The organism is Streptococcus sp. HMSC065H07, assembly GCF_001837325.1.
In the GTDB taxonomy this organism is placed as follows: domain Bacteria; phylum Bacillota; class Bacilli; order Lactobacillales; family Streptococcaceae; genus Streptococcus; species Streptococcus salivarius_H.
The window spans coordinates 25,036-48,837 of the sequence record NZ_KV832031.1 but is presented as its reverse complement, the minus strand read 5'-3'; the positions used below and the strand labels follow the sequence as shown (position 1 = coordinate 48,837).

Here is a 23,802-nt window from a genome sequence, read left to right as displayed (position 1 = left end):
AGTTACGATTTAAAAAATATATGTGTTACATAGGACATTTAATATAAAGTTTTATTTGACTAGCTACTTTCTTCCTCGCCGTTTGGAGTCTGGCCAATATAAAAAAGAGAGGCAGCCTTGGACTACCTCTCTTAGATTATAGACAAACTACTTTTTCAAAGGTGGTTTGTTTTTTTATTTTCTTAACATAATAGCATCGGCTGAATAGGTTTCCTCTCATTATTTCTTTGCCATGAAGAATAAGAACAATGGATTGAAAAGACTGATGATGAATAGAATAATACCACCTACAATTAATAAGCCAAACAATGGATAAAAGAAACTAGAGATAGCTCCTAAAAAGAGGCCTATAGAACGAATGATGCCATGAAGTGTCATAAATAGACAAAATAAGGCAAATATAGCGGTTAAACTCATCGAGAATTTCAACCAAATCAGTTGTGCAGTTTTGCCTTTGAATTCGAACAAAAAAGTGGCAAGGCAACAGCCAATGGCAATAAGAACCGAAAGTAGTAGCCATTTAAACGAGGTCCAAGTGCTTATATAGAGTGAAAAGTAGAAATCTTGTAAAAAATCTAGCATCCTAAAACCCTCCTAAAAAAGATTATTGCGATTGTGTTTATTTGATTGTAACAGGATTTAAGTAGCTAGACAAGGACAGAGAGCCCTAAATAGAAGTAAATAGTCAAAATCATGGAGAAGTATGAGTAGCTAATAGGTGTCACTGGGTTACGAACACCACATAGTGTTTTGTAGAATAGGGAAGAATAATGTTTATGGAGGAAATGATATGCCAGGTTTAATTGAAGAACCAGTATTGACAAAAAAAGAGATCAGGAAACGAAAAAAAGAAGAAGCACGGAAAAGAAAACAAGCGAAGAAGAAGGAAAAGCAAACACAATTTGAAAGTATAGACCTTGGCGAACGTGCTGGAGAAGAGTTTGTGTATGTTCCACTCAATAAGAAGAAACGTAAAGATTTTTTAGACACGGTTGCGATAACTGATGTGAAGTCTATCCTATATGGCTATCCTAATCAACCGATACGATTAGCTAATGGCTATTCAGGATATGTGCAGATTTTTGAGGTGTTTGGACAAGATATTCAAGCGATGTCTAACGAAGAACAGGCAGCAATTAAAGTAGGATTTACTCTTTTTCTGTCTGGGACTGCCTTTGACATGATGATTCAGACAACAAAATTGCCAACAGATGTCTCAAGTCAATCTAACGAATTGCTACGTCTGCTAGATGAAGTCAAACAAGAACAGAACGCTCCAGAATTGATCATCAATGATGGTGATGACATTGATACCATTTCACGTAAAGAGAGACTTGTTTATCAACTTAGACAAAGAGAAGATATTTTGAAAACAAAATATCTCGTCCAACAAGTCATTGCGATCAATCAACAAAATATCGAGTTCTTTATTTGGGTGTTTGGAGATACTTTAGCTGAAATTGATTCCAATACACGTACCACACTAACGATTGCCTCTAACCACGGATTTAGCCCAAAAGTTGTATCTGTCGAAAAGAAGGAAGAGTTATTGACTCAATATTACAACTTTAATGATTCACTTAATGTTTCACTTAATCAGTACTAGAAGGAGTTTACATGGATTTAAATTCACGAAAAATCAAGAAATATATTCGAGAGGGTTATGACCTCAATCTTATTAGTAGGATTCAAAGTGATATTCCTGATTTCAAATATGATGACCGCTATTGGAGACAAGCTAACGGTTATTATAAGATTGCTCATGTTCCATATGACCGATACCCAGAGCACGGTTTACCTGACTTCTGGATGAGTGATTTAATGCTCGTTGATAATGTTATCAGTTTTATGTCCTTAGAACATGCTGCAAATAGTGAAATGTCCGAACTAGCTTCAAAAGCTATTTCGAATATGTTAGCCACTCAAAATACAAAGGCTGCACAAGATGCCGATGATAAGATGCGTATCAGTTCTTTGTTAGACTATCGCGAAAAACTAGGTAACAACGTTCCTTCTAAAAAAATTCACACGCGCTTTTTATTAGCTGCAAATACTTTGAATGAGTTGGTCGAACGAGAAGCTGACCTTAAACAACAGTTGAATCAGTATTCGATCTCTTCTTCAGATGGCATGCAAGACGTCGAATATCACACAGCCTTTATCCCAGCTTCTCGATTGGAAGATACTCCATTGCGACGAAAAGGACAAGCAGCATCCGTCTGGGATTTAGGTGCTGGCTATCCTTTTAATCATACGAACTTAATGGATACCTATGGTGTTTACTTGGGAGAAACACGTACCGGTGGTGTGGTTAACTTTGACCTTTTGCATGAAGATAGGGAACGTAAAATTCCATCAATGCTGATTGCCGGAGCAGGAAACGGGAAAATGAAACTGCTAGGTAATTTGATTGATACCTATTTTGCTAAAGGCCATACCATTTTTAACATTGACCTTACTGGTAACTTAAAAGAACTTACGGAACTTCAAGGTGGTCGATATGTTAAGATGTCTGGTACTAATAATCGAAATCATATTAACCTCATGCAAATTATTGCGACGGCTTCCTCTGCAGATGGAGAAACAACGGACCAGGTCCAATCTTTCTATGCCCACCGTAATAAACTACGTGCTTTGGCTCAAATTCTTGATCCAGGGTTAAAGAATTCTGACCTCAATAATTTGTCGTCTGCTTTAAACGACTTTTATGAAGACCGTAGTCTGTGGAACCGTAATGCAGAAGTCATGGACCAAGAAGACTTAACGATTACGAATGTTATTCCAGAAGATTATCCGACTCTATCTCATTGGGTAGAACGCTTAAACAAGCTTAAAGAGGACAAAATCGCAGAGGGGAATGAAATTGATGCTGCAAGTTATGACCGTCTCTATAATGCTTTCTCTGGTCTCTTGGGGGATTATCGCTTCTTAAATGCGACCTCACAGTTTGAGGATTTCTCAAATGAACAAGTTGTGACCTTTGACCTCTCTGGGGTTCAAGATACTGAACTTCTTAATATTCAGCTTTACCAAGTGTTATCTATCATTTCATCATACGCTGTAGCAAATGGAAGAAGGGTCTCTGAGTATTTCCGTAGAGGGATTATCGGGGGAGATAAGAGCCAACGACCTCATAGCATTATTACCATTAACGGAGCACATAAGCTCTTCAATTATCGTTACTCAGAGTCTCTTAACTTTTTAAAGGATTTGATTGAGAATGTAAGTAGTAACTATTCCGCATTTATTATGGAAATGAGTTCATTAGATAACATTCTCTTGAATGCAAACTCTACGGACGCAGTGGACTACGTTTTAGCGACACGCGCAATTTTCTCTATGATGACGTATCGTGTCTTTTCTCAATTAGGTGATTTGACTATCCCTCGTCTAGCAGATGCTTTACAAGGGGAAATGACCGAGAGTGAACTTTCGTCACTTAAATATTTAAGAGATGGTGATTTCTTCCTAAATATTGCTTCTGTCAAGAACTTAGTCTTCAACCATCAACTAGCGGATAATAGGTCTTATGGTAAGTATCCGTATGATGAACATGTTCGCTATGCATTCTTACCTTAGAAATGGTGAAAGGGGGAAATACAATGAACCTACAGCAACCATATTCTGATGAGGCATTCCAGCTACAAACTAAAATTCTGACAGAGGATAATCCGCATGATTTGGAAAGAATTGTAAATGATTACTTAGAGATCTTGGCTTACAAAAAGACCTGTCGTGTTGTTGATATTACTTATCAGATGCGAAAAACACATCTTTTAAGTAGTTTATGTGGCTTATTTGGAAGTCAGCAAGTGGATGAGTACTCAGCTATGATTATCTACCAAGAACCTGCTCGATTTGAGTCGAGAATATTTGAAACAGAAGAAGAACCAGAGGAGGAAAATTAAATAATGACCACACTAATGCAAATGTCACTATGGGTTAACAATATTGCTTATGACATTAAGACACTACGTTTTTTTATGATAGTCTCCTTTATTATTAGTTTAGTTCTTGGTTTGGTTGGTTTCTATAGCTATCTCATGCTCTATCAGACACTTTTATTCGCCTACGGTGTTCATTTTATGGCTATTGCCTATACACCATATGTGTTTTGTGCCTTGATTGTAGCCCTTTATCAGCTACTTACTGGTAAGAGACGTGAACGTATCAAGAAAGCAAAGCGTATCCTTATGTTTAGTCTTCTTCCTATTTGTTTGATGAACACCTGGGGCTTTATCACGCTAGTGACTTGGGGGCTTGCATGGGTTATGGCTAAACTAGAATATAACCATAGAAAACGAGCTGTTAAGATCGTATCATTCTTCTCAAAGGAATATTCACCTCTTTTTGAAAAGAGATTGGCCAATCGAAGTAACTATTATGCTTATCAATCTGCTTATCGTCTCCTAGACTTGATTCAGGTATCAGCTTATGAAGAACTCTTTAAGGAAGAAGTGACGGAAAAAGATTATAAAGCTGGTCTCGTTGTTAAGGAGTTACACCGTACTTTTAAAATTAAAGGTGTACCTTTTTCTAAGGTAACTGTAACAGATAAACTCTATATTGCTCCACAAAAAATGCCAATTATTGGCTTAAGGAGGTTTTAATATATGGTATCTTATCGTTTTAAACGAGATGGTCAGTATATTCAACGTGAACTAGAACTAGATCCTCTTGATGAGCATCAAGACCAAGTCTATCCGGAAAGCCTTGAAGAGCAAGTAGATTATTCAGCGTTTTACGATACCTACTATGACGGTTTTGATGAAGACAGTATCTCACGTGAACAAGAGAAAAAACAAGGTCTCATTGCGCGTGGGAGAGAAAGGTTATCCAGTGTCAAGGAGGATGTGACAGACTATTATAATTTGCAAGTGGAACGTCACAAAGACTATTACTCAGATGAAGATTCATTTTGGATGCGAAAGCAACAACAAAAACGAAATCGAAAATTCATTAAACAAAGTATCTTTCTTGCCCTAGGACTTTTACTTGTATTTGGTTGGTATTGGCTAACCGCACTACTTCATTAAGGGGGTGACTAAGATATTTGAAACGAATAGGTGATAAGGCTGCTCGTGTTCTTCTAACGATTTTTGGAGTGAAGACAACCATTATTATAGGAACTATTTTAACTTTTGCGGTTATCTTAATTGCAATTATCACTGGTTTAATGGGGACAATTAGTACTTCCGGTGGGAAAGGTAGCAAGACTAACGCCCAATGTGTAACCTACCAAAAAGATGGCGATGAAGAAGACGATGATGAAGAAGACGATGATGGCTCTAAGCCTCAATCGACTTCTACTAAAACTGACTCAGCATCTGCTGGCGACTCTGATCCCTTTACGAAGGGGACAAAAGCCTATGAAAATGCCCACAAAGTCTTTATGGCTTTTGTGAATGCTGGATTGTCTGGGGAATCTGCTGCAGGTGCTGTTGGTTGGGCAAACTCTGAAGGGAGCTATGACATCATTGGACGTGCCCAAGGGCATTATGGTGGTGGTATCAATGACTCCATTTCAAAGGGAGCTGTTCCAACGACAGGTGGGACATCTAACACACTTGGTGGTGGTGGAATCTTCCAGTTTGACCCCTACACGAAATATGCACCTCTTAATAGTCCAGATTGGGAAGATGCTGATAAGATGGTTGCCTTTGTTATCGATGCCATCTCAAAAGGTGACTGGAACCCAGCCTATGACGAATCTGGCCATAACTGGTCATTCCAGGAGTTTGCGAAACAAACCAATATCGATGAAACTGCTATGTCATGGAATGCCTACGAGCGAGGTAATATGGCTTATGTCAAACCAGATCAGAAGAAGGCGGATGCAAGGAAGTTTGCGGAAGTCTTCGAAGCAAGTAAATATAAGTACGATGATGCCAAGTTCCAAAAGGCGTTTGGTGGTGGCGGTGCTTCTTCCAATAACTCCTCGTCAAGTAGTCAAAGTTCAGATGATGATGACGGTGACGATGATGAAGAGGATAGCGACAACGAAGACGATGATAACGACAGCAGTTCAAGCAGTTCATCAAGTGACTCTAGCAACAAGGCTAGCAAAAAAGACAGCGATAAGGATAAAAAGACTATTGATACTGACAAAGCTATCAAGTGGTATAAGGATAAGCTAGGCAAGGTTAAGTATTCTCGTGATACTCGTACTGGACCAGATAGCTATGACCATTCATCTGCTCTCTATTATGCCCTTGTTGACGGCGGTGCTAAAGAATCTAGCTCTCCGGTAGATACCGATTCAGAACATGACTGGTTGAAAGACAATGGTTATGAGTTAGTGTATGAGGGAGCGTGGTCGTCCAAAGATGATGTTCAAAACCGTGAAAAAGGAGATGTCATTATCTGGGGTACGAAAGGTAGTAGCTCTGGCGAAAAAGGACAGACCATGCTAGTTGAGGATAAGGAGAATATTATCCAATGTTCTCCATCAACCGACGGGATTGCTGAGAATAATTATGGCCAATATCGAGACCGTATCACTATGGACTACGGAAAAGTCTATGTCTATCGTCCGAAAGACAAGAAGGATAAGGATGATGACAAGGAGGAAGTAGATGCAGATACGTGTGGCGACAGCGATAGTAGTAATCTCAGCACTGATACTGGTCAGCCACTCGATGTTCCTTATACCATTACCCAACTTTTCGGTGCAGCAGCTAATGCAGGTGGACCAAATGCGGGTTCAGGACACACAGGAATGGACCTTGCAGCACCAGAAGGCTCTCCAATTTACGCTGTTACAGACGGAGAAGTAGTAGAGGTCAATGAAGAAGCGATGAATATTGACGGTAACCACGTGATGCACACTCTTCCAGATGGCACTATTATCTATTATGGACATATGCGTGATGTTCCTCTTGTTAAGAAGGGGGATAAGGTCAAAAAAGGCCAACTTATCGGGTATGTTGGACAAACGGGTGCAGCTACTGGACCACATATTCACTTTGAACGTCGGAAAACAAAAGTCTTTCAGTATGGTGATTTCTTAAGTCCAGCATCAATTATTTTGGGGGATACCCAACCACAAGTTGGTATGGTGATTGATCCTAAGACTCAAAAAGGTGGAGCACCATCTAAAGAATAAATCAAAAAGGAGAAAAAGAGTATAAATGAGTAAACAATCAAAAATTAATCCGAAAAGCATGTCATTATTGGCTGTACAAGGCCTAGACTGGTGTTTGCGAAAAGCTTTCTTATGGTTCGCTATAATTATGGGAACGATTTTCCTTAATGTTTTTATTAACACAATGCCTATAAATCAAGTAAAGGTCTTCCTTTATATCTTTCAAGGAGTTTACCTCGGTCTCTTTACGTTAAGGGCTGTTTTTAAATATAAGAGTGGTAGTGACTGGTGGGTATTTACCTCACTTGTGAGTATAATGGAAATGTTTGGTTTATGTATTCTTTTGATGAAACCAATCCGGGTTACGGATGCAAGCATGACATTGATTTTTGAGCTATTGTTAGTTAGTCTTGCCCTTTATTATGTGGGAACGAAACTAAGTTCTAGCTTATTTAAACGTTATCTATTCAAGAATGTTATGGATGTGGATTATCTTGGTTTGAAGAAATCTACTGAAACTAGATTAGAACATGAACATTCACTTATTAATGATATTGAATTGACAGGCTATGACACTAATGCTCAAATGACAATAATCAATAAGAATGCTATTAAGCCGGAGTATAGGTCGATTGTTGAGGTTACTAATATGGAATGTGAGAAAGTAATTGCTCCTCGTTATTATAGAGAGGGAACTGCTCCAGGGAATATCAAACATACGTTTGAAACGAAAGATACGCTATACCATCTTCATTTCAACTTCCATCTATTTGGAATCAATGGTAGGTTTTCTCCAAGCTATCTACCACTAATTGACCTAACTGTTAGTGAAAATAAGGCAAAATAATACATAAACATAATTATGTATATACTAAAAAGGAGTCTGAATAGAGCTCCTTTTTATTTGATTTGATTAATTTTTTAAATTCTGGTTACGAGAAAAAAGTTTAACTAAAACTTGGTCTTTTTGTAATTTTCTATGAGAAAAGTTATAATAGAATTTGAAAAAACAAATATTTATTTTCAATAAGGAGGAACTTATACATGACAAATCATAGTTACGAAGATTTTTTATATACTGACGATCAACAGCTCCATAGTTTATATGAAGTTCAAAAAGAATATGAACAGAATAAAGGGGATATTTCAAAATACCGTGATAAAATGTTGTGTCCAGAATGTCAGATAGCAAATTTACGTTTTACACATAAAACATCAGAAAGAAGAGCATTTTTATCAACCCTTCCAACATCAAACCATGAAGAAGGTTGTTCATATAATTATGACCTAGCTTCAAATAGGGCAGTTAAGCAATTTGTAGCAACATTAACAGATGAACAAGTACGTGATAGACTTGAAGCAATGTTAAATACCTTGTTGCCTAGGGATAGAAGAGACGATGAAAATGCAGTAAATGCTGAACAACAGAATCCATTCGTAATAGATATAGGAGCAAGAAACCATCAGCCTAACCGCAGAGCAATACCAAGAAAGTCAATGAATCGTTGGTTTGATAAAGCGGATGAAAACAACATGTTTCTATTTTATGGTAAGGTAAGGTTAGCAGTTGAAAATTGTGAAACCAAAAATGGTGTACGATACAAATTAATTGTGAAGACCAAGAGGGGAGAGGAGTGGATCAAAAAGACCAGTATTTTTAGAGGTATTGAACAAGATGATATTGATGAGAATACAACCTATGACCTTGCTGTCCTTGGGCATCTTGAATTTTACAATAATTTCCCACAAATTGTCACAGAATCTTTTACTTCGATTTTGTATAGAAAGGCAAGAAGATAAGAAGGAACAAAAAGACCAACCTATTTTAGAAGGATGGTCTTTTTTACCTACGAGAGAGGGGATTATTCAAAATAAGTTCTTACTTATCTATGACTGAAAATACTATATATAGTGGTCTGAGATGAAAATATACCACAATATATTGATTTTTTTCTAAAAGGGTGTACAATATGTAATATAAAAGAAAAGAGAAATAAAAAAAGGATTGCTGCAACAATCCTTTGGATTTCGAATAATTGTCCCCAATAATTCAAAAATATCTCCTTATTATTTCAAATTATACACGTTCCTATCAATTAATGCAATAAATTAGGGAAAATTTTTTAAAATAGTATGATAATATGATGTAATTTTTATATATTTGGATTTTAATTGGGTGCGCGATTTCTTTTCTTTACGAAAGGAGGAGCCACATGGATTCTATTATCCTGGTGCTAGTCTTGGTATACCTAATCAAGACTAGTAAGCCGTAATTCAAAAAAAACAAAAAAGACTGCTTAGTCTTTTTTGTTTTATAACGAGATGTCTCTTACTTTATGATTTGCTGTTTGTCATCTGCTCATATAACTCAAATAGTCTTGCGACTGTCTCACTCTCGGTTAGCCAAGTTTTTTTGCCATCTACTATTTTGGTTAATCCATAGGCTTCCATAACTGCTTTATCGTTAGCTTGGTGGGCTCGACGAAGTTCTTTAGGCATGGTTAACTCATCATAGAGATCAGCAAAACTCGCATCAGGATAAAGATTTCTTGCTTCTAAAATCCCCTTAGCAGTATTTCTGATTTTTTCTTTTTGTTTATCTGTAAAATCAGGTATCGGAAAGTTATTATATACAACAGTATTCGAATAACTATAATCCGATTTCATTCGCCCAGCTACTGTTCTCATCCAGGCCATGTGAACATTAGATGTTAAAATACCAAAGTCATATAAACTAGCGTTAGGTACCATAAATAACTTGTCTCCTGGAATAACTTCTTTTGATAAGTAATCTATTGGTACGTATCTTCTGTTTTCTGATGATACTTTGGGAAACGCAAGGTAATCAGATGCACTTTCTCGTATTTCATCAAATTCAGTCGCACGTTCTGCCTTCTTATTGGTAATTTTACTTGGACTATTTAATCGAAATTCTTGAACTTTTTTGACTCTTTCCATGATTTCAGGAATTTTTCTAAATTCCGATGGATTAACTTTATGCAACCAGATACAGTATCTTGGCTTTCTTTTAATAAAATCAGCACCCATTAGAAATGGTCGTAAAAATTTTTCAATGTCTCTATTTTTTTCTACAAGTCTATCTTTCTCTTCAACTGTTAGTATTAGATTCCCTCCATCAGTTGGTTTTCCACCAGCATACATTGGGATTTTTGCAAATAATGCGTCTCTCCTACTCTCAACAAAAATATTATCTCCTTCAACTAAATATGGATTTATTCCTGAAACTATATTTACGAGTTCATTATCAAATAGAGCATATTCTTTAACATTTGCATTTGTAGAGAAACCAATAATCACACAGTGTACCTTGGCTTTTTCGCTTGCCTCATTGCTCCAAACAAATGACCTCCAAGCAAAGTCTATTTTTACTCCAAAACGCTCTATTAATGGCTTCCAAATTCCAGAAACTTGTTCACCTTGGGTTATTGAATTAGTAGACACAAAAGCTGTTCGTATATCTGTACCATGCATCAACTCAGAGGCCTTAAAGTACCAACCTGCAACATAATCAATTTTTCCAGATAATCTATAAGGTTTCCTATTTTCATCAACAAATATAGCTTTAATTTCTGACTTTTGCGAACTACTTTGCAAAGAATGACCGACAAATGGTGGATTTCCAATGATATAGTTTAGCTTATCTTTGGGAACCACACTTTCCCAATCTATCTCCAACGCATTACCTTCAACGATGTTGGTATATGACTTAAGTGGAAGAAAGTCAATATTTGCAAACACGATATCTTTAGTCTCTTCAAGCATTTGACTTTCTGCAATCCAGAGAGCTGTTTTAGCTACAGAAACCGCAAAGTCATTAATCTCAATACCATAGAATTGCTTCAGCTTAACTTTGACTAAATCTTGACCGAGATCCAAAGCAACAGTATCTCCCATATATAGCTTAATAGCCTCATTTTCTAAGCGTCGAAGAGAGATATATGTCTCAGTTAAGAAATTCCCAGAACCACAAGCGGGGTCGAAGAAAAGAAGATTCGCTAGTTTTGATTGGAACTGTTTTGCTTTTTGTTCAACTGTTCTAGGCTGCTTAAATTGTCGTATTTCGTTCAACTCTTCTTTTAGCTCATCCAAGAATAAAGGATCAATAACTTTATGGATATTTTCAATCGAAGTATAGTGCATTCCACCGCTTCGACGTGTTTCTGGGTTAAGAGTTGACTCAAATACCGCACCAAAGATTGTCGGACTAATTTCTGACCAGTCGAAACTAGAAGAAGCGTGTTCAAGAATAAGTTCTCGGAGTTCATCGGTGAAATTAGGGATTTCTAGATTATTCTCAGCAAACATTCCACCGTTTACATAAGGGAAGGCGTTTAGTTCACTATCAAGATAGGGATCGCGCGTGTCGATTGGCGTGTCAAGGACAGAGAAAAGGTCCATTAACCCACGTCGAAAGTCACGATTTCCAAAACGAGCTAGGTAGTCATGGAACATCATTTTATGTCCAAAGATACCAGCATCCTCTGCATACAAACAAAATACAAGGCGTACGACAAGTTGGTTAATCGCATGTAGACTATCTGGATTGTCTGGATTGACATATTGTTTTAGCAATCCATCATAGATTTCACCTACGATTTCCCCAGCCTCCATTGAGACTTTCATTTCACGTTCTAGGTGCTCGTTGGTCTTATCTACAAGAAATTCTAGTCGATAGGCTTCTTTATCAAGGTCTGCTAATTGAACAACTTTAGGTTCGCCATTAGGCTGTTCCATGTCATAGATATAGAACTCTTTGAAATTACAAGTAATAATCCATCTAGGACGTCTAGAGTAGGGGGTGTTTGCTGAATAACGTTTTGCTTGTTGGAAAGGCGTTAGATAAGTACCATCAGACTGTCTAATAGCTTTATTGAGGTCTTTGTTTGCCCCTTTTTGTTCAATCAAAACCTTTGTTTTATCGATAAAACCGTCAATAAAACTGGTGTGATCCAACATCACTTTATCTTCAAACGTAATATATTCTGTTGGGTTTTCTATCCCATAAACAGATTGCAGTAGGTCTAGCCAAAAAGACTGGCTATCTTGTCTTTCACTACCACGGTTTTCCCAACGCTTAATAAAAGCCTTGGCTTGCTTTTTCTGTTCTCTAGTGTTCATTACTACTAATTCTTTCTAAATAGACTCGGTGTCATTATACCATATATTCCTACTGTATTTTAGTGGGTATTAACTCTATTAACCAACTGTCAAGTGACTAGATATAACTTGGGGGATGTGACACCCCCTAAGTCTCTTTTTTAATACATGGAAAGGTGCTATACTAAACCCATGAAAAAAGATTATAAATACATTATTATTTTGGTGGTCATTTTCCTCGTACTAGGAGTCATGTTTTTGGTCTCTGCGTTAATGAAGAAGAATGAACCGAAGAAAAAAGCAACACCCCCTAGCACCGAACAGGTGATTGAAGATTCCTCCTCGGAAGATATTCCAAAGGAAGATAAGTATGAGCGATGGCGTAAAGAGGCACTTGCGACCTTAGAAACACAAACACCTGCAGATGATGCTGATACGCAAACTGTAAAGAATGCACTGAAAGAAATGTGTTCTTATGTTGAGACTGTTCAGAACGTAACCGATGTTAAGCCAGATTATCAAAATCACTTAACGATTACTGGAACCAAGATGCAGTATGAGCTTGTAGCGAAATTTATGCTAGGTTATAAGTACTCTGATGCTAAAACGCAAGTGTTTAAAGCCAAAGCAGACAATGTTCGTCAGTTTGTCCTTGAGGTTGCTAACCCAGACGGAGCAAAACTTTATTTCTGTGGGAATTACGTTATGGGAACAACTCAAATAGAAGTAACATCAGTTCATGGAGTAGCTGAAGCTGATCATGCTGAGCATGGACATGACTAGAAGTAGTCAATACGTCTTACATATCTTGTTTAGCTTCATCATGAGATGGAGCTTTTCATTATATATTTAACTCTAGTAGGAATTTTTGTCCTTGAGTAAGTGCATATCTGATTAATACTTGATATAATAGTGCCATAGCACAAGGATTAAAGAATTAGTGATAGTAAGAGAATTTGATTAAAGAATGATTGGAGATGAGGATATATGGAAAGAGAAACAATGCGTCTTTTAAGAAAATTGGTTAGATTATTTGACGGTCAGACTAAAGAACATCTTTTAAAATATACTGATGAGGTTTCTGGACTAAATATTGAAGAACAAAATAAACTAGCTCAAGAGTTGCCGGCTAGACACTTAAGTGCTGAAATTTTAAGTGATATTCAACGAATTCAAAACGGTGAAGAACCACGTTTCTTTTCTAAGGATGGACAATATAAGGGACTATGTGTTGAAGAATACAACCAGCGTGACTTTATGACTCGTCAGCAACGATACGTTCTAAGTTGGGCGTTCGGAATGTTACTCTTTTTAGCAGTCTTTACAATTGTATCCTGGAACTTTGTTCCCAACGTTATCCAAAAAATGGAAACTAGTACACCACTATTGAACTATATTGAGAACTATGGCACTCGTCCTGAGCAGATCTTTGCAATGGTTGTAAGTGGAGCCTATTTGATTCTACTTTCAGTAGTTGTTTCACTATTCTGTTTGAAGAGATATCGTAAAGATACTGAAGAACCTATCAGTGTCGTATTAACAGATGATTTGAGACTATAAAAGCTGAAGCTTAAGCTTTGGCTTTTTTTGGTGTCTTTTCACTAAATTACCCCATGTCACTGGGTTATAAATGGGAATTTCTTTATGTTAGAATTCGCTTATGATTACATATTTAGCAGAAAAAAGAGACCAAGGAATAGCCTACTATATGGCCCTTGCTGCAGATAATACACTTTCTGCAACTCAACTAGATGAAAAATATAAAAAACAAGGTTATATTCAATTTAAAAATGCTGCTTACCACAATGGAGAATTGATCACGATTATCTGGGCTCAAGGACATATGCTAGAGTTGAAAGAACCAGAAGACTATAAAGCTGATTGGAAAGAGTGGCGTTTGGACACCTTACCTATTATTCCTGAAAAATTTGAATATAAGGTTATGACACAGAAGGAATGGCAGTTCAAGAAGGTTAAGGATTTCTTTGAGAAATCTAGGATGATTGTTTGGGCCACTGATATAGACCGTGAAGGTAGTCATATTGCCTATAGTATTAGCCTTATGACTGGTATTTTAGACCAGGAAGGTCCAAAGAAAATGATTAAGTCTCTTTGGGTTGATGAATTAACACCAACAAAGATTCAAGAGGGAGTGAAAAAACTACGTGAGATAGACTATCGGGTCTTGCAAGCTATTGAAGCCCAAACGCGAGCTATTGCTGACTGGCTTCTTGGTATGAACGCCTCCCGTGCATTAAGTCTCCTATTAGAAGAGAAGATAGGATTAAAATTGGATAGGTCTGGTAAGGACGGTAAGATTGCAGTTGGAAGAATCAAAACCGTAGCTCTATTCTTGATCTATTTAAGAGAATTAGCCATCCGAGATTTTGTTCCAACAACTTATTGGGAATTAGAAGCCACCTTTGAACATCCTAATGGCATCTACAAGGGTAATTATGTTCCTCTTGATATTCCGTACTCTAAAGGTGACAAGAAGGGTGAACCTTGGGAAGGCGACTGTCCTACTAGAGAAGATTGGGAAAAGCTTATTCAGAATCCTAAAATTGTTGGAGATAGTAACAAAGGTGTTATCGTTGAACATGAAGTTGAACTAAAAGAAAAACGACCACCAAGGCTTTATTGCCTTGACTCGATACAAGAAGAATTAGGGAAACTCTTAGGATTGACAGCAAAAGAAGTTCTAGAAGGCCCTTGCCAAGAATTATATGAGGTGAGAAAACTAATCACGTACCCAAGATCTTTGTCTTTTTATATTTCTAGGGAACGTTATGAGACTTTAAAGCAACAAGCACCAGCATTAGCTCGATTAGTTGGTTTCAGTGAAGAGGATTTGGTATTCCCAGAGCGTCCAGATGGCTTTTTTGTAAATGACAAGAAAGCTGCAAACCACTCAGCAGTAGTTCCAACTACCTTAATACCCACTGAAGAAGAAGTAGAAGCCCTTCCTGATGCACTGAAGATTGTCTACAAAGCAGTTATCAGAAGAACACTAACTATGTTTTTCCCGAAATACCAGTATGAACAGACGACAATCATTACTCAGGTAGGCGCTGGAAGGTTTAGAACGGCAGGACAAGTCCCTAAAAACCCTGGTTGGCAAGTTTTATTCCAAGATAGTGCGAGCGTGCTTGATGGAGTTATAGAAGAAAGTGAGGCGAGGGAGCTTATTAAAGTCCAAACCAACGATACTGTCACTTCGCACCTAGTGCCAGTGGAAAGACATGTTAAAAAACCGCCTCGCCACACGAATAGTACCTGGCTTCGAGCAATGAGAACTGCTGGCCGGGACCTAGATGATGAAGAGCTTATCGCTATCATGAAACAAATCAAAGGGTTAGGGACTGCAGCAACTAGGGGAGCAATTCTGGATGAAATCGTCGTTAATAAATGGGTGATAGTCAAGCAAGGGAAAATCTATTTATCTGAACTTGGGTGGTTGATTTGTGAGACGCTTAAAGATGAACGTGTCTTATCTCAACCAGAAACAACTGCAATATGGGAGCAATCGCTCAGTAAAATTGCTGAAGGGACCAATACACAAGAGAAATTCCTGAGAAATATCTATAGGTATCTAGGTATTGAGAATCCTCACAACAACCTCATTGAAAATCTGATTAATGCTGTCGATAGAACTGATTACACTCCTTTCCAAGACTTTATCGAGCAAGCAGTAGCAAAAGCTGATGGTAAGCTTGGTAACTGTCCTTTATGTGGAAAGGCCGTCAAAGTACTAGGAAAATCAAAAGTGGCTCAGTGTGAGGATAATATCTTAGCAAAAGAAGAAAGAGAAGCAGGTGCAACACCTGTTTGTAGCTTTAACTTCTGGATTACTGTAGGTTTTATTAAAGACAAGAAAAAAACACTCACCAAGAAACAAATCAGTGACCTTTTATCTGATAAAGGACGAACAAACCTTATCAAGAACATCGAAGGTAAATATGGCCCATTCGATGCTTACGCTTATCTTTCCTTCAATGAAGAAAAAGGAATTTATCAAGTAAACCTTGAAGTTGATAAAGCAACGTCTAAAAAATAGTTCATTTTAAATGACTTTTAAAAATTTAGGGCTCTCTGCGCTTGCTCTTGTAATTTCCTCTGTGCTACACTAATTTTAGTTTAAGAAAAGACGAGTCAAATATCTATGAAAGGAGAAAAATATGAATACACCTCGTATTAACCGATTTTTAGGTGAGTGGCTGGACAGACAGACGAGTCCTAACTTTTTTCAAGAAGGCTTGATTCTTCTGAATGCGTGTGACTTTATTGATAGTAACTCGGATGCCATCCCTGGTCTCATCGCTCATAAAAAAAGCCCTCTACGTCAGCAATTAGATGAAGCTCTCGCTAGTCGTGGGTACTGTTATCTTAAGCCTATTGAAGTCAATGCTCAAGACTCCATTGAAGTAGAGAAGTACTATCGATTTGAAGCTACACCTAAAGGTTCAAATGAAGCTATTACTTATTATGGTCTAGGTGCGTACTTTATTTGCCGTGCTATATTTAACAATGAATTCGACATTGATTTTGGCTTTCAATATGATGACGAAGAACTCTTTTATGAGGACATTGGATTTGATGCTCTATTCCATAATAAGTCCGTTTTCCTATTAGGAGACACACCCTCTGATGATATGGAGGTATCTTGGCAAGAAATTGGGATCTCAATGCGTAGACGAGCTTTTAATTAATAGGCTTTTCAAGAACTTCCTTATGATATATAGATTGGAGAATATAACATGAGAACTTCTAGTAGATATATAGTTTTCTTTCTTTACTTTGCTTGGTTTACCTTTGCTCAGTTACTTATCTTATCTTTGTTATTTTTAAATTATTCATCATTTAACCTATCCTTTGATTTTATGTTTTCAGGAGTTTTCTACATTATCACAAAGGTTCCTCCACTTTTAGTTCTGTGTATTTTGGGAGGGCTTGGATTGACATTTACGGTCATGAAGGATGCGGTGTAATGAAAGGTTATTTGAAATACATTGACCATTATTTTAGCCATGATGAAATGGCTGAAAAGATAGGGCTTTGTATCATATAGATAGGAGGACAGAATATGAAAACTTTCAGTAAGTTTATAGCAATTATTTTTTGCTTTGTTTCATTTACCTTCATGCAGACACTTATTTTATCTTGGTTATTTTTTGATCTTTCCTCACTTAACTTATTCAACTTATCCATTGAACATTTTATTTCAAATTATTGCTTAATGATAACGAAGGCCCCTCTAATATTAGTAATTCCTAGTATAGGTGGTCTTGGCTTTACAATTTTGGCAATGCAAAACGTGTTATAATGGGAGAAGGAGAGTAAGCGAATATGAAAAATATTAATAATAAAGCTAGCATAAAGAGATATAATAGCAAATTGTTAGTCGAACCCTCAGAAACGTTGTTAGATATTTTCCAGATAATGTCTAAACGAAATAGGATAACTAATATTTTTGGAAAGGTTGGTTCTGGAAAAACCTACCTCGCAAGTTATTATATCGAATATTTAAGTGAAAACACCAATAATCTTATCGTCTATTTTAATGGCAATAATAAAAAAGAAGTGAATTGTGACCTATCGTTTAGCGACTTTGATAGCTTCATAGATTTTTTGTTAAACGTAGAAGTCAAAGATACATCTATATATTTGGTTATTGATGAGGCATCCTCTTTAACTGACGAACAACTGCTACATTTAAATGCGACTCTCAATAAGTTACTCGCTAATGATTTGGAGGTTGTCGTATCTATCCTGTCCTATACTGTATTACTAGATAAGTTTGAAGGGGAGCTTGAACGTTTCGTACTAGAAACAAAAAGGTCTTAAATATTTAGACAACAATAAATTTCATGAATAGATTACAAAAGAGCAGTATGCTCTTTTTTTGTGTATTCAAAGGGTGTCACTGGGTTTGAGTCAGGGATGACTTTTGCTATCATCTAATTGTAATTTTTTAAGAAAGGAAATTGCTTATTCATGGATAAAAACAAACGTTCAATGATCCTAAAATGTGGAGCTTTTTTAACAGCTCTTTTAGCAGCAGGTTTGGTTAATAATGGAGTATCAGCAGACCAAACTGATGCGCCAACTGGACCAACAGATAATGCTACTGTTGCGACTGGACACTCCGATACACTTCTTTCATCAACACCAGCGACACCTGGTACCAATACCACAGATGTCCCAACTGATAAAGCTGAAGTACCTAAAGTTGACAGTCCAAAAAATGAAGGGGTAGCAATTGAAACTCCTAATGTATCTGATGGTACCACTGGCACTGGTGTAGCTACACCTACAACACCAAGCGTTACTACGCCAAATCATGACGAAGGGAAGACTTCAGAAAATTCTGAGGCTACACCTACGACTTCTGAAAATGCAAGTACAACTGCTGAAACGTCTACAGCTACCTCTGAAGGAAGTGAAGGAAACTCTACTTCTGATACAACTTCAACTGCATCAGAAACTCCTACCCCTTCAGAGCACACAGTAACTGAAACTCCTACTAAGCCTAACGCTACGGATACTGCTAATGCTAACCACAATAGTGAAAATAACACTAGCAGTAGCAGTGAAAGTTCAACAAATACTGTTAATGATAAAGGGTCAACGGTTGCCACACCAACTCCAGCACCAACTGAAGGGAATAACGCTTCAAGTTCTGAAGCACCTAGTGGCTCATCAACTTCAGCTGAATCTTCTTCAACAAGTTCAGAAACACCAAAAGTGTCTGATGGAACTTCTGGAACAGGTGTAAGTTTGCCAAGTAGCGAAGGAACAACATCTTCTGAGAAATCATCAACTTCTCCAGAACTGTCTGAAACTGCTACAAACACTCCTCATATTCTTGACGGAACCAATGGAACTGGTGTCTCTACGCCATCTGAACATAAATCAGACAGTCGTACGGAAATCACTTCAACTTCAGCAACTACTTCAAACAAAGTGGTTGAGTCACCTAAAACTGAAGAAGCTCCTAAAGTTAGCGACACGAATGTTCAAGAAACACCTAAACCAGGGGACGTTTCTCCTTCAACAAAACAAGTTGTACTTAATGTGACTCCTAGTCAACCAGTCGTTACAAATACTGGTTATAAAGTTGTCTCAACAAACAATAGTGATCTTGTCGTACAAAACTTCGATGGTTCTGTAGCCTCAGTTCCAGCTTCACAGGCAGGAGGAGCAGTGAATGAGGATGGAACTGTCTCTGTTAAGACCGAGGCAGGAGAAATGGTAACACTTCCTGAAACAGGGGAAACTGGAACAAAACTCGTTACCTTTGGATTCTTGATTTTGGCAGCACTTGGTCTTCAACGTACAGCTGTAAAACAAGATAAATGGTACTCAAACTAAGAAAGGTGATTATTTAAAATGTTTAAAGACTCAAATAATACGAAAGGACATGGCTCTATTCGTAAAAACAATGTCTTTGGAGCAGTAGGTGTACTTGCACTCGGTGCTGCAGCAATCGTTGGGGGAGCTTCTCAAGCATCCGCAGATGAAGTAACTGAAGCACCTGTAAATTCAGAGCCAGTTGCTACCTCTCAAGCAAACGCAGACAGTCTGATGTCACAAGCTACAGCTGTTGAAACATCAGATGTCTCTACTTCGACAACCACAGCGACTACAACAAACACTTCTGATTCACAACCTACTGAAACAGTAGCAGAAGTAGCTACTACACAACCAGTAAGCACTAATGATAATAATGCTTACGCAGAAAAAGCTAATACATCAACGGAAGCTGAAAAAGTTGCTATCGACAACACAGCTGTCACAGATGCAGTTGCTACTGCCAAAGACAGTGGTGTTAAAGTAACACAAGATGCTACTCAAGATAAAGGGACACCAACTACAAGTGAAGAACTCGCATCAAAGCAAGCTGAAATCAAGGCTGACCAAAATGAACAAGTAGCCTCAATCAAACAAGCTACCCAGGACGCATCTGGTCGCCAATCAGCTTATGATGCAGCTGACAAAGCTCACGACACACTTGAAACTCAAGTGGATAAAGCAGTTAAAGATAGTAATGGCCTTATTAAAGCTGAGACTACTGAAATCTCAAGTGGGGATGGTAAAAATGTAGGTGATTACAACACCTATACTGATCAGGTTAATAAGCAGATTGCTTCGAACAAAGAAACCATCGACAAATTTAACAAAGATTATGCTGCTATGAAGGATAATGCTAACGTTAATGTTGACGGACGAGTAACAACACAAAATGTTGACCAGTTGACTTATGGTAACTCGGTTCAAAATGGTAGCGTTAATCCGGATGGGACCTTCTCATTCACGCACGATATGAATGACTCAGCTAATGATAGTTTGGGTGTTTTGGGTACAGGTACTCTTAACGGGAAGGTCAATTTCACGTCTGCTGCAAACGGAGATGGTTCTACCACTGTAACACTTAATAGTCTCGATTTGTGGAACTATGCCTACACAAGTAACCGTCCCAACACTGGTGTTAACCAAAATCTTAACTACCACGTTTATACTGATGGTGAAGAAATTTACTCAGTAAACCACGATGGTAACTCAAGCTTTGCGGAAGATATCAATCGTAGTATTGCACTTAACAAGTCCTATGTCTTGAAACCAGGCGAAACTACTGGTATTATCCCAATTCTTAACATCGATGATAATTGGATTATCAATACTCATGGTCAGTTAAGTCTCGATTTCACTAATCCAAACACTGTACCATCAGCTACAGTTAAAAAGGTTAATGAACCTGTTAAACCAGAAATTCCATCAGCAAGTTATCATGACTACAGTATGAATTATCAACCAACTGTAACTAAGACTGTCCTCAACAGCGACGGTGAAAATGTTAATGGTAAGATGATTCCTAAAAATGATGAACATACCTATGTTTTGAATAACGGAAACATCTTTGCCAATGCAAAGGTTGGCGATACTGTGACAACTCGTGATCCACTTGAATTCGGTGAAGTTCCAAATATCGAAGCCAACAAGATTGAAAATGAGGCTAAAGGTTGGAACGTTGATTATGATGAGGCTTCTAAGACCTACACATTTACTGCCAAATACGATGGTAAAGCTCTCGAAGCACCTACAATCAAGTTCGTAGCAACTGACGATAACGGTTCCTACGATAATACTTATAAAGCTGGTCGTAACGGTTACGAAACCTTCTCTGATACTGTCACTAACAAGACGCCAACAGCTCCTAAGCCACATAAGTCTGTTACAGACTCAAAAGGAAATGACATCGATGGCCAAACGACATCTGATGATAAAGTCAACTTCCATTTGACAACTGACTATAGTCCATATAAAGACATGGCCGCTTCTAAGAAAGCTCTCGAATTTGCACTTCTCGATGACGTGCAAGATGGTGCTTTTACAGTAGATGAAGACGCTATTACTATTCGCGATAGCAATAACAAAGATGTCAAAGACCTTTTTGATATGTATCACGTACTTTCAGATGAAGGACGTACTGATGCCATCAACAAGATCCTAGAAAAATCTGGTCTTAACCCAACTGGTGAATTCTATCTTTGGGTAGCCAAAAATCCAGTTGATTATTACCAAGACTACATTCTTAAGAATAATAATGTAACAGTTAATCTCCCTGCTACATTGAAAGTCCCTGCAGGTACTACTGTAGAAAATGATTTCTATCAGATTGATTTTGGTAATGCCTATAAATCAAATCTTGTTTCATTTGATACACCACCAGCAGCACCAGTAGGAGAGTCTGGCGGACCTACTTCTACCCCAGTAACTCCAGTAGAAGAAGTGCCTGTCCAACAACAAGCTATTAAGGTTCTTCCTAATACTGGTGAAAAATCAACTTCAGCTATTGCTGCAGTAGGTACAGTTGTTCTAACTACTGCACTAGGTATGCTTGGTTTCTCAAAACGTAGTAAAGAATGCTAAGATACCACCCACTTCTTAAAAAATCCTTTTCCCTATTCTAAATTCATAATTCCCTAAAAGCACAGCTCACAAGAGTTGTGCTTTTTTATGAGGTGTCACTGGGTTACAAATAGATATTTGTTTTCCTATAATAAAGAGGTACTTTAAAACAAACTAGGAAGGAAGTTGTTGCTTATATGAGAACTGATAATTTAAATAATTATGGACTTATGAAATCAAGACCATATAAGTAGAAAGAAGGTATCTATTTGAAAAATAATAAATTAATGTTCATGTTACTGATGAAATGGTTTGCTGAAAGTATTTATTTTCTTGAAATCATATTTATAACAGCCACTTCAGTTCTGTTATTAGCAAACAATATTCTCAATGTTTCAACAAAGACGATTCATATTATAGCCCTGGTATTACTGGTAGTTTATGTATGTATTGGTTTGTTATTAGCTAATCGAAAAAATAAATTTACGATGTCAGTTAATTACTTTAAATTGATAGGAGCATTGGCATATATCGTACTTATCACCACTCTAAAAGGTATTGTGTTTGATATTCTAACACACCCTCTAGTTACACTGGGGATTGCACTTCCTTATGTTGTAGCTATTGCCTTAAGAAACTTCAGCAAAGGTCAAATCAATAAAATCATTTTTGACGATAGACACAATGCAAATATCAGAGGACGATTTGACACCGTAGACAATATCAAAGAGTCGATGCGTTCATCTATTGCTAGTAGTATTTCTCATGAATTTAAAGGTCTTACGGAAATCAGAGATGAAAAGTTTAGACAAGATACAGAAGGAAATGTAGCTGGTATGTTCAAAGTGTTACTGAAATCTGGCTTTTGGGGGCTTAAACACATCCCATTGACTAAAGTAACACTGACATTTAACTTAGAATAAGAGGTAATCACGATGAAGAAAAATATTTTAACAACGGAACAAGCAAGTTTTTTGAAGCAGTACAATTTCTCTCTATACCAGGAACGTTTTGAGGTACTATGTAAAGCTCAAAAAGCTGAAAAGGACGGGCATCTAAATTTTGCCTCGGACGATGAATATAAAACATTTATTGATGCTGTAATGACTGGAGAATGGTCTGAAGAACTCTTTATGATCAACCTATCAAATCCTATTGGATGTGAACATTTCCTTGCGGCACGAGAAGATGGCGATGGCGGACTAATTTGGGATGTCGTTGATTATAGTGAGGGAGACCGCTTCACGAAAGAACAAATCCAGACGATTGTCCCAGAGGCATATCGATATAGTGCCTTTATGGTCTCTGAGATTGTTGCAGAAAAAGACTGGGGACCAGAAGCTCAACACCAACGGCTGGAACAAGCAAAACAAGCTAAAGAACATAAAAAGTCTAACGAGAACTTTCCAAAACCTCGTGTAATCACAGATGAAGAAAGACATGACGACTACACACAAAGTTCTATCAGAACAGTAGCAGCAACCTTGAGAACTGTACAATAATCATAGGACTAGCTTAGGATAGCATATAGTGATGCTATCCTTTTTGTATTGAATCATATACCACGCGCAACACTTCACAACTCTAGTAATTTTCTTGAATAATAATTAAAAGACTACTTTAAAGGGTGAGAACATTTAAGTATAATAGAAACAGAATACTTAATAGGAAGTCCCCGTTAGAAATAGTGG

19 protein-coding genes are annotated in these 23,802 nt (G+C 37.4%); 17 read left to right on the top strand and 2 right to left on the bottom strand.

The window, feature by feature from the left end:
* Positions 1 to 219: 219 nt before the first annotated feature.
* Positions 220 to 582, bottom strand: coding sequence for a hypothetical protein (locus HMPREF2637_RS04955; RefSeq protein ID WP_070839371.1), 363 nt, complete (start codon positions 580 to 582; stop codon positions 220 to 222).
* Between the two features lie 136 nt (positions 583 to 718).
* On the opposite strand from HMPREF2637_RS04955, the gene HMPREF2637_RS04950 reads away from it, so the two are divergent.
* From HMPREF2637_RS04950 to HMPREF2637_RS04915, 8 genes are all read left to right on the top strand, one after another.
* The gene (locus tag HMPREF2637_RS04950; RefSeq protein ID WP_083320399.1) at positions 719 to 1,606 is read left to right on the top strand and encodes a hypothetical protein; all 888 of its coding nucleotides are present in this window, start codon (positions 719 to 721) and stop codon (positions 1,604 to 1,606) included.
* Between the two features lie 11 nt (positions 1,607 to 1,617).
* Positions 1,618 to 3,579, top strand: coding sequence for a TraG/VirB4 family ATPase (locus HMPREF2637_RS04945; RefSeq protein WP_070839367.1), 1,962 nt, complete (start codon positions 1,618 to 1,620; stop codon positions 3,577 to 3,579).
* A gap of 23 nt (positions 3,580 to 3,602) precedes the next feature.
* Positions 3,603 to 3,908, top strand: coding sequence for a hypothetical protein (locus HMPREF2637_RS04940; protein WP_037601622.1), 306 nt, complete (start codon positions 3,603 to 3,605; stop codon positions 3,906 to 3,908).
* Between the two features lie 3 nt (positions 3,909 to 3,911).
* Positions 3,912 to 4,610 (top strand): hypothetical protein, encoded by a 699-nt coding sequence (locus tag HMPREF2637_RS04935; RefSeq protein WP_070839360.1) that lies wholly within the window; start codon positions 3,912 to 3,914, stop codon positions 4,608 to 4,610.
* 3 nt (positions 4,611 to 4,613) lie between these two features.
* On the top strand, positions 4,614 to 5,036 hold the full coding sequence (locus HMPREF2637_RS04930; protein WP_070839357.1) for a hypothetical protein: 423 nt from the start codon (positions 4,614 to 4,616) through the stop codon (positions 5,034 to 5,036).
* A gap of 17 nt (positions 5,037 to 5,053) precedes the next feature.
* Positions 5,054 to 7,105 carry a phage tail tip lysozyme gene (locus HMPREF2637_RS04925; RefSeq protein WP_070839354.1) on the top strand — a complete coding sequence of 684 codons (2,052 nt, stop codon included), beginning with the start codon at positions 5,054 to 5,056 and terminating at the stop codon, positions 7,103 to 7,105.
* Between the two features lie 25 nt (positions 7,106 to 7,130).
* On the top strand, positions 7,131 to 7,931 hold the full coding sequence (locus tag HMPREF2637_RS04920) for a hypothetical protein (protein ID WP_070839351.1): 801 nt from the start codon (positions 7,131 to 7,133) through the stop codon (positions 7,929 to 7,931).
* Positions 7,932 to 8,128: 197 nt separating this feature from the next.
* On the top strand, positions 8,129 to 8,884 hold the full coding sequence (locus HMPREF2637_RS04915) for a hypothetical protein (protein WP_070839344.1): 756 nt from the start codon (positions 8,129 to 8,131) through the stop codon (positions 8,882 to 8,884).
* Positions 8,885 to 9,418: 534 nt separating this feature from the next.
* On the opposite strand, the gene HMPREF2637_RS04910 is transcribed toward HMPREF2637_RS04915, so the two are convergent.
* Positions 9,419 to 12,223 carry a DNA methyltransferase gene (locus tag HMPREF2637_RS04910; RefSeq protein ID WP_070839341.1) on the bottom strand — a complete coding sequence of 935 codons (2,805 nt, stop codon included), beginning with the start codon at positions 12,221 to 12,223 and terminating at the stop codon, positions 9,419 to 9,421.
* A 231-nt stretch (positions 12,224 to 12,454) separates the two neighbouring features.
* Between HMPREF2637_RS04910 and HMPREF2637_RS04905 the strand changes: the two genes are divergently transcribed.
* The 9 genes from HMPREF2637_RS04905 to HMPREF2637_RS04860 all read left to right on the top strand — a co-directional run bounded on the left by HMPREF2637_RS04905 (position 12,455) and on the right by HMPREF2637_RS04860 (position 23,613).
* Positions 12,455 to 12,985, top strand: a complete 531-nt coding sequence (locus HMPREF2637_RS04905) for a hypothetical protein (RefSeq protein WP_256315922.1) — start codon at positions 12,455 to 12,457, stop codon at positions 12,983 to 12,985.
* A gap of 204 nt (positions 12,986 to 13,189) precedes the next feature.
* Positions 13,190 to 13,762 (top strand): hypothetical protein, encoded by a 573-nt coding sequence (locus HMPREF2637_RS04900; RefSeq protein ID WP_070839335.1) that lies wholly within the window; start codon positions 13,190 to 13,192, stop codon positions 13,760 to 13,762.
* Positions 13,763 to 13,862: 100 nt separating this feature from the next.
* Positions 13,863 to 16,259 (top strand): DNA topoisomerase, encoded by a 2,397-nt coding sequence (locus HMPREF2637_RS04895; protein ID WP_256315874.1) that lies wholly within the window; start codon positions 13,863 to 13,865, stop codon positions 16,257 to 16,259.
* Positions 16,260 to 16,380: 121 nt separating this feature from the next.
* Complete coding sequence (locus tag HMPREF2637_RS04890; protein ID WP_070839329.1) at positions 16,381 to 16,911, top strand: hypothetical protein; 531 nt, start codon at positions 16,381 to 16,383, stop codon at positions 16,909 to 16,911.
* A gap of 637 nt (positions 16,912 to 17,548) precedes the next feature.
* Positions 17,549 to 18,046, top strand: coding sequence for a P-loop domain-containing protein (locus HMPREF2637_RS04880; RefSeq protein ID WP_070839324.1), 498 nt, complete (start codon positions 17,549 to 17,551; stop codon positions 18,044 to 18,046).
* A gap of 150 nt (positions 18,047 to 18,196) precedes the next feature.
* Complete coding sequence (locus tag HMPREF2637_RS04875) at positions 18,197 to 19,573, top strand: hypothetical protein (RefSeq protein WP_070839321.1); 1,377 nt, start codon at positions 18,197 to 18,199, stop codon at positions 19,571 to 19,573.
* Between the two features lie 18 nt (positions 19,574 to 19,591).
* Entirely contained in the window at positions 19,592 to 22,132 is a 2,541-nt protein-coding gene (locus HMPREF2637_RS04870; RefSeq protein ID WP_070839318.1) for an SspB-related isopeptide-forming adhesin, read from the top strand.
* Positions 22,133 to 22,380: 248 nt separating this feature from the next.
* Positions 22,381 to 23,034, top strand: a complete 654-nt coding sequence (locus tag HMPREF2637_RS04865; RefSeq protein ID WP_070839315.1) for a hypothetical protein — start codon at positions 22,381 to 22,383, stop codon at positions 23,032 to 23,034.
* A gap of 12 nt (positions 23,035 to 23,046) precedes the next feature.
* Positions 23,047 to 23,613, top strand: a complete 567-nt coding sequence (locus tag HMPREF2637_RS04860; RefSeq protein WP_070839312.1) for a hypothetical protein — start codon at positions 23,047 to 23,049, stop codon at positions 23,611 to 23,613.
* Positions 23,614 to 23,802 lie beyond the last annotated feature (189 nt).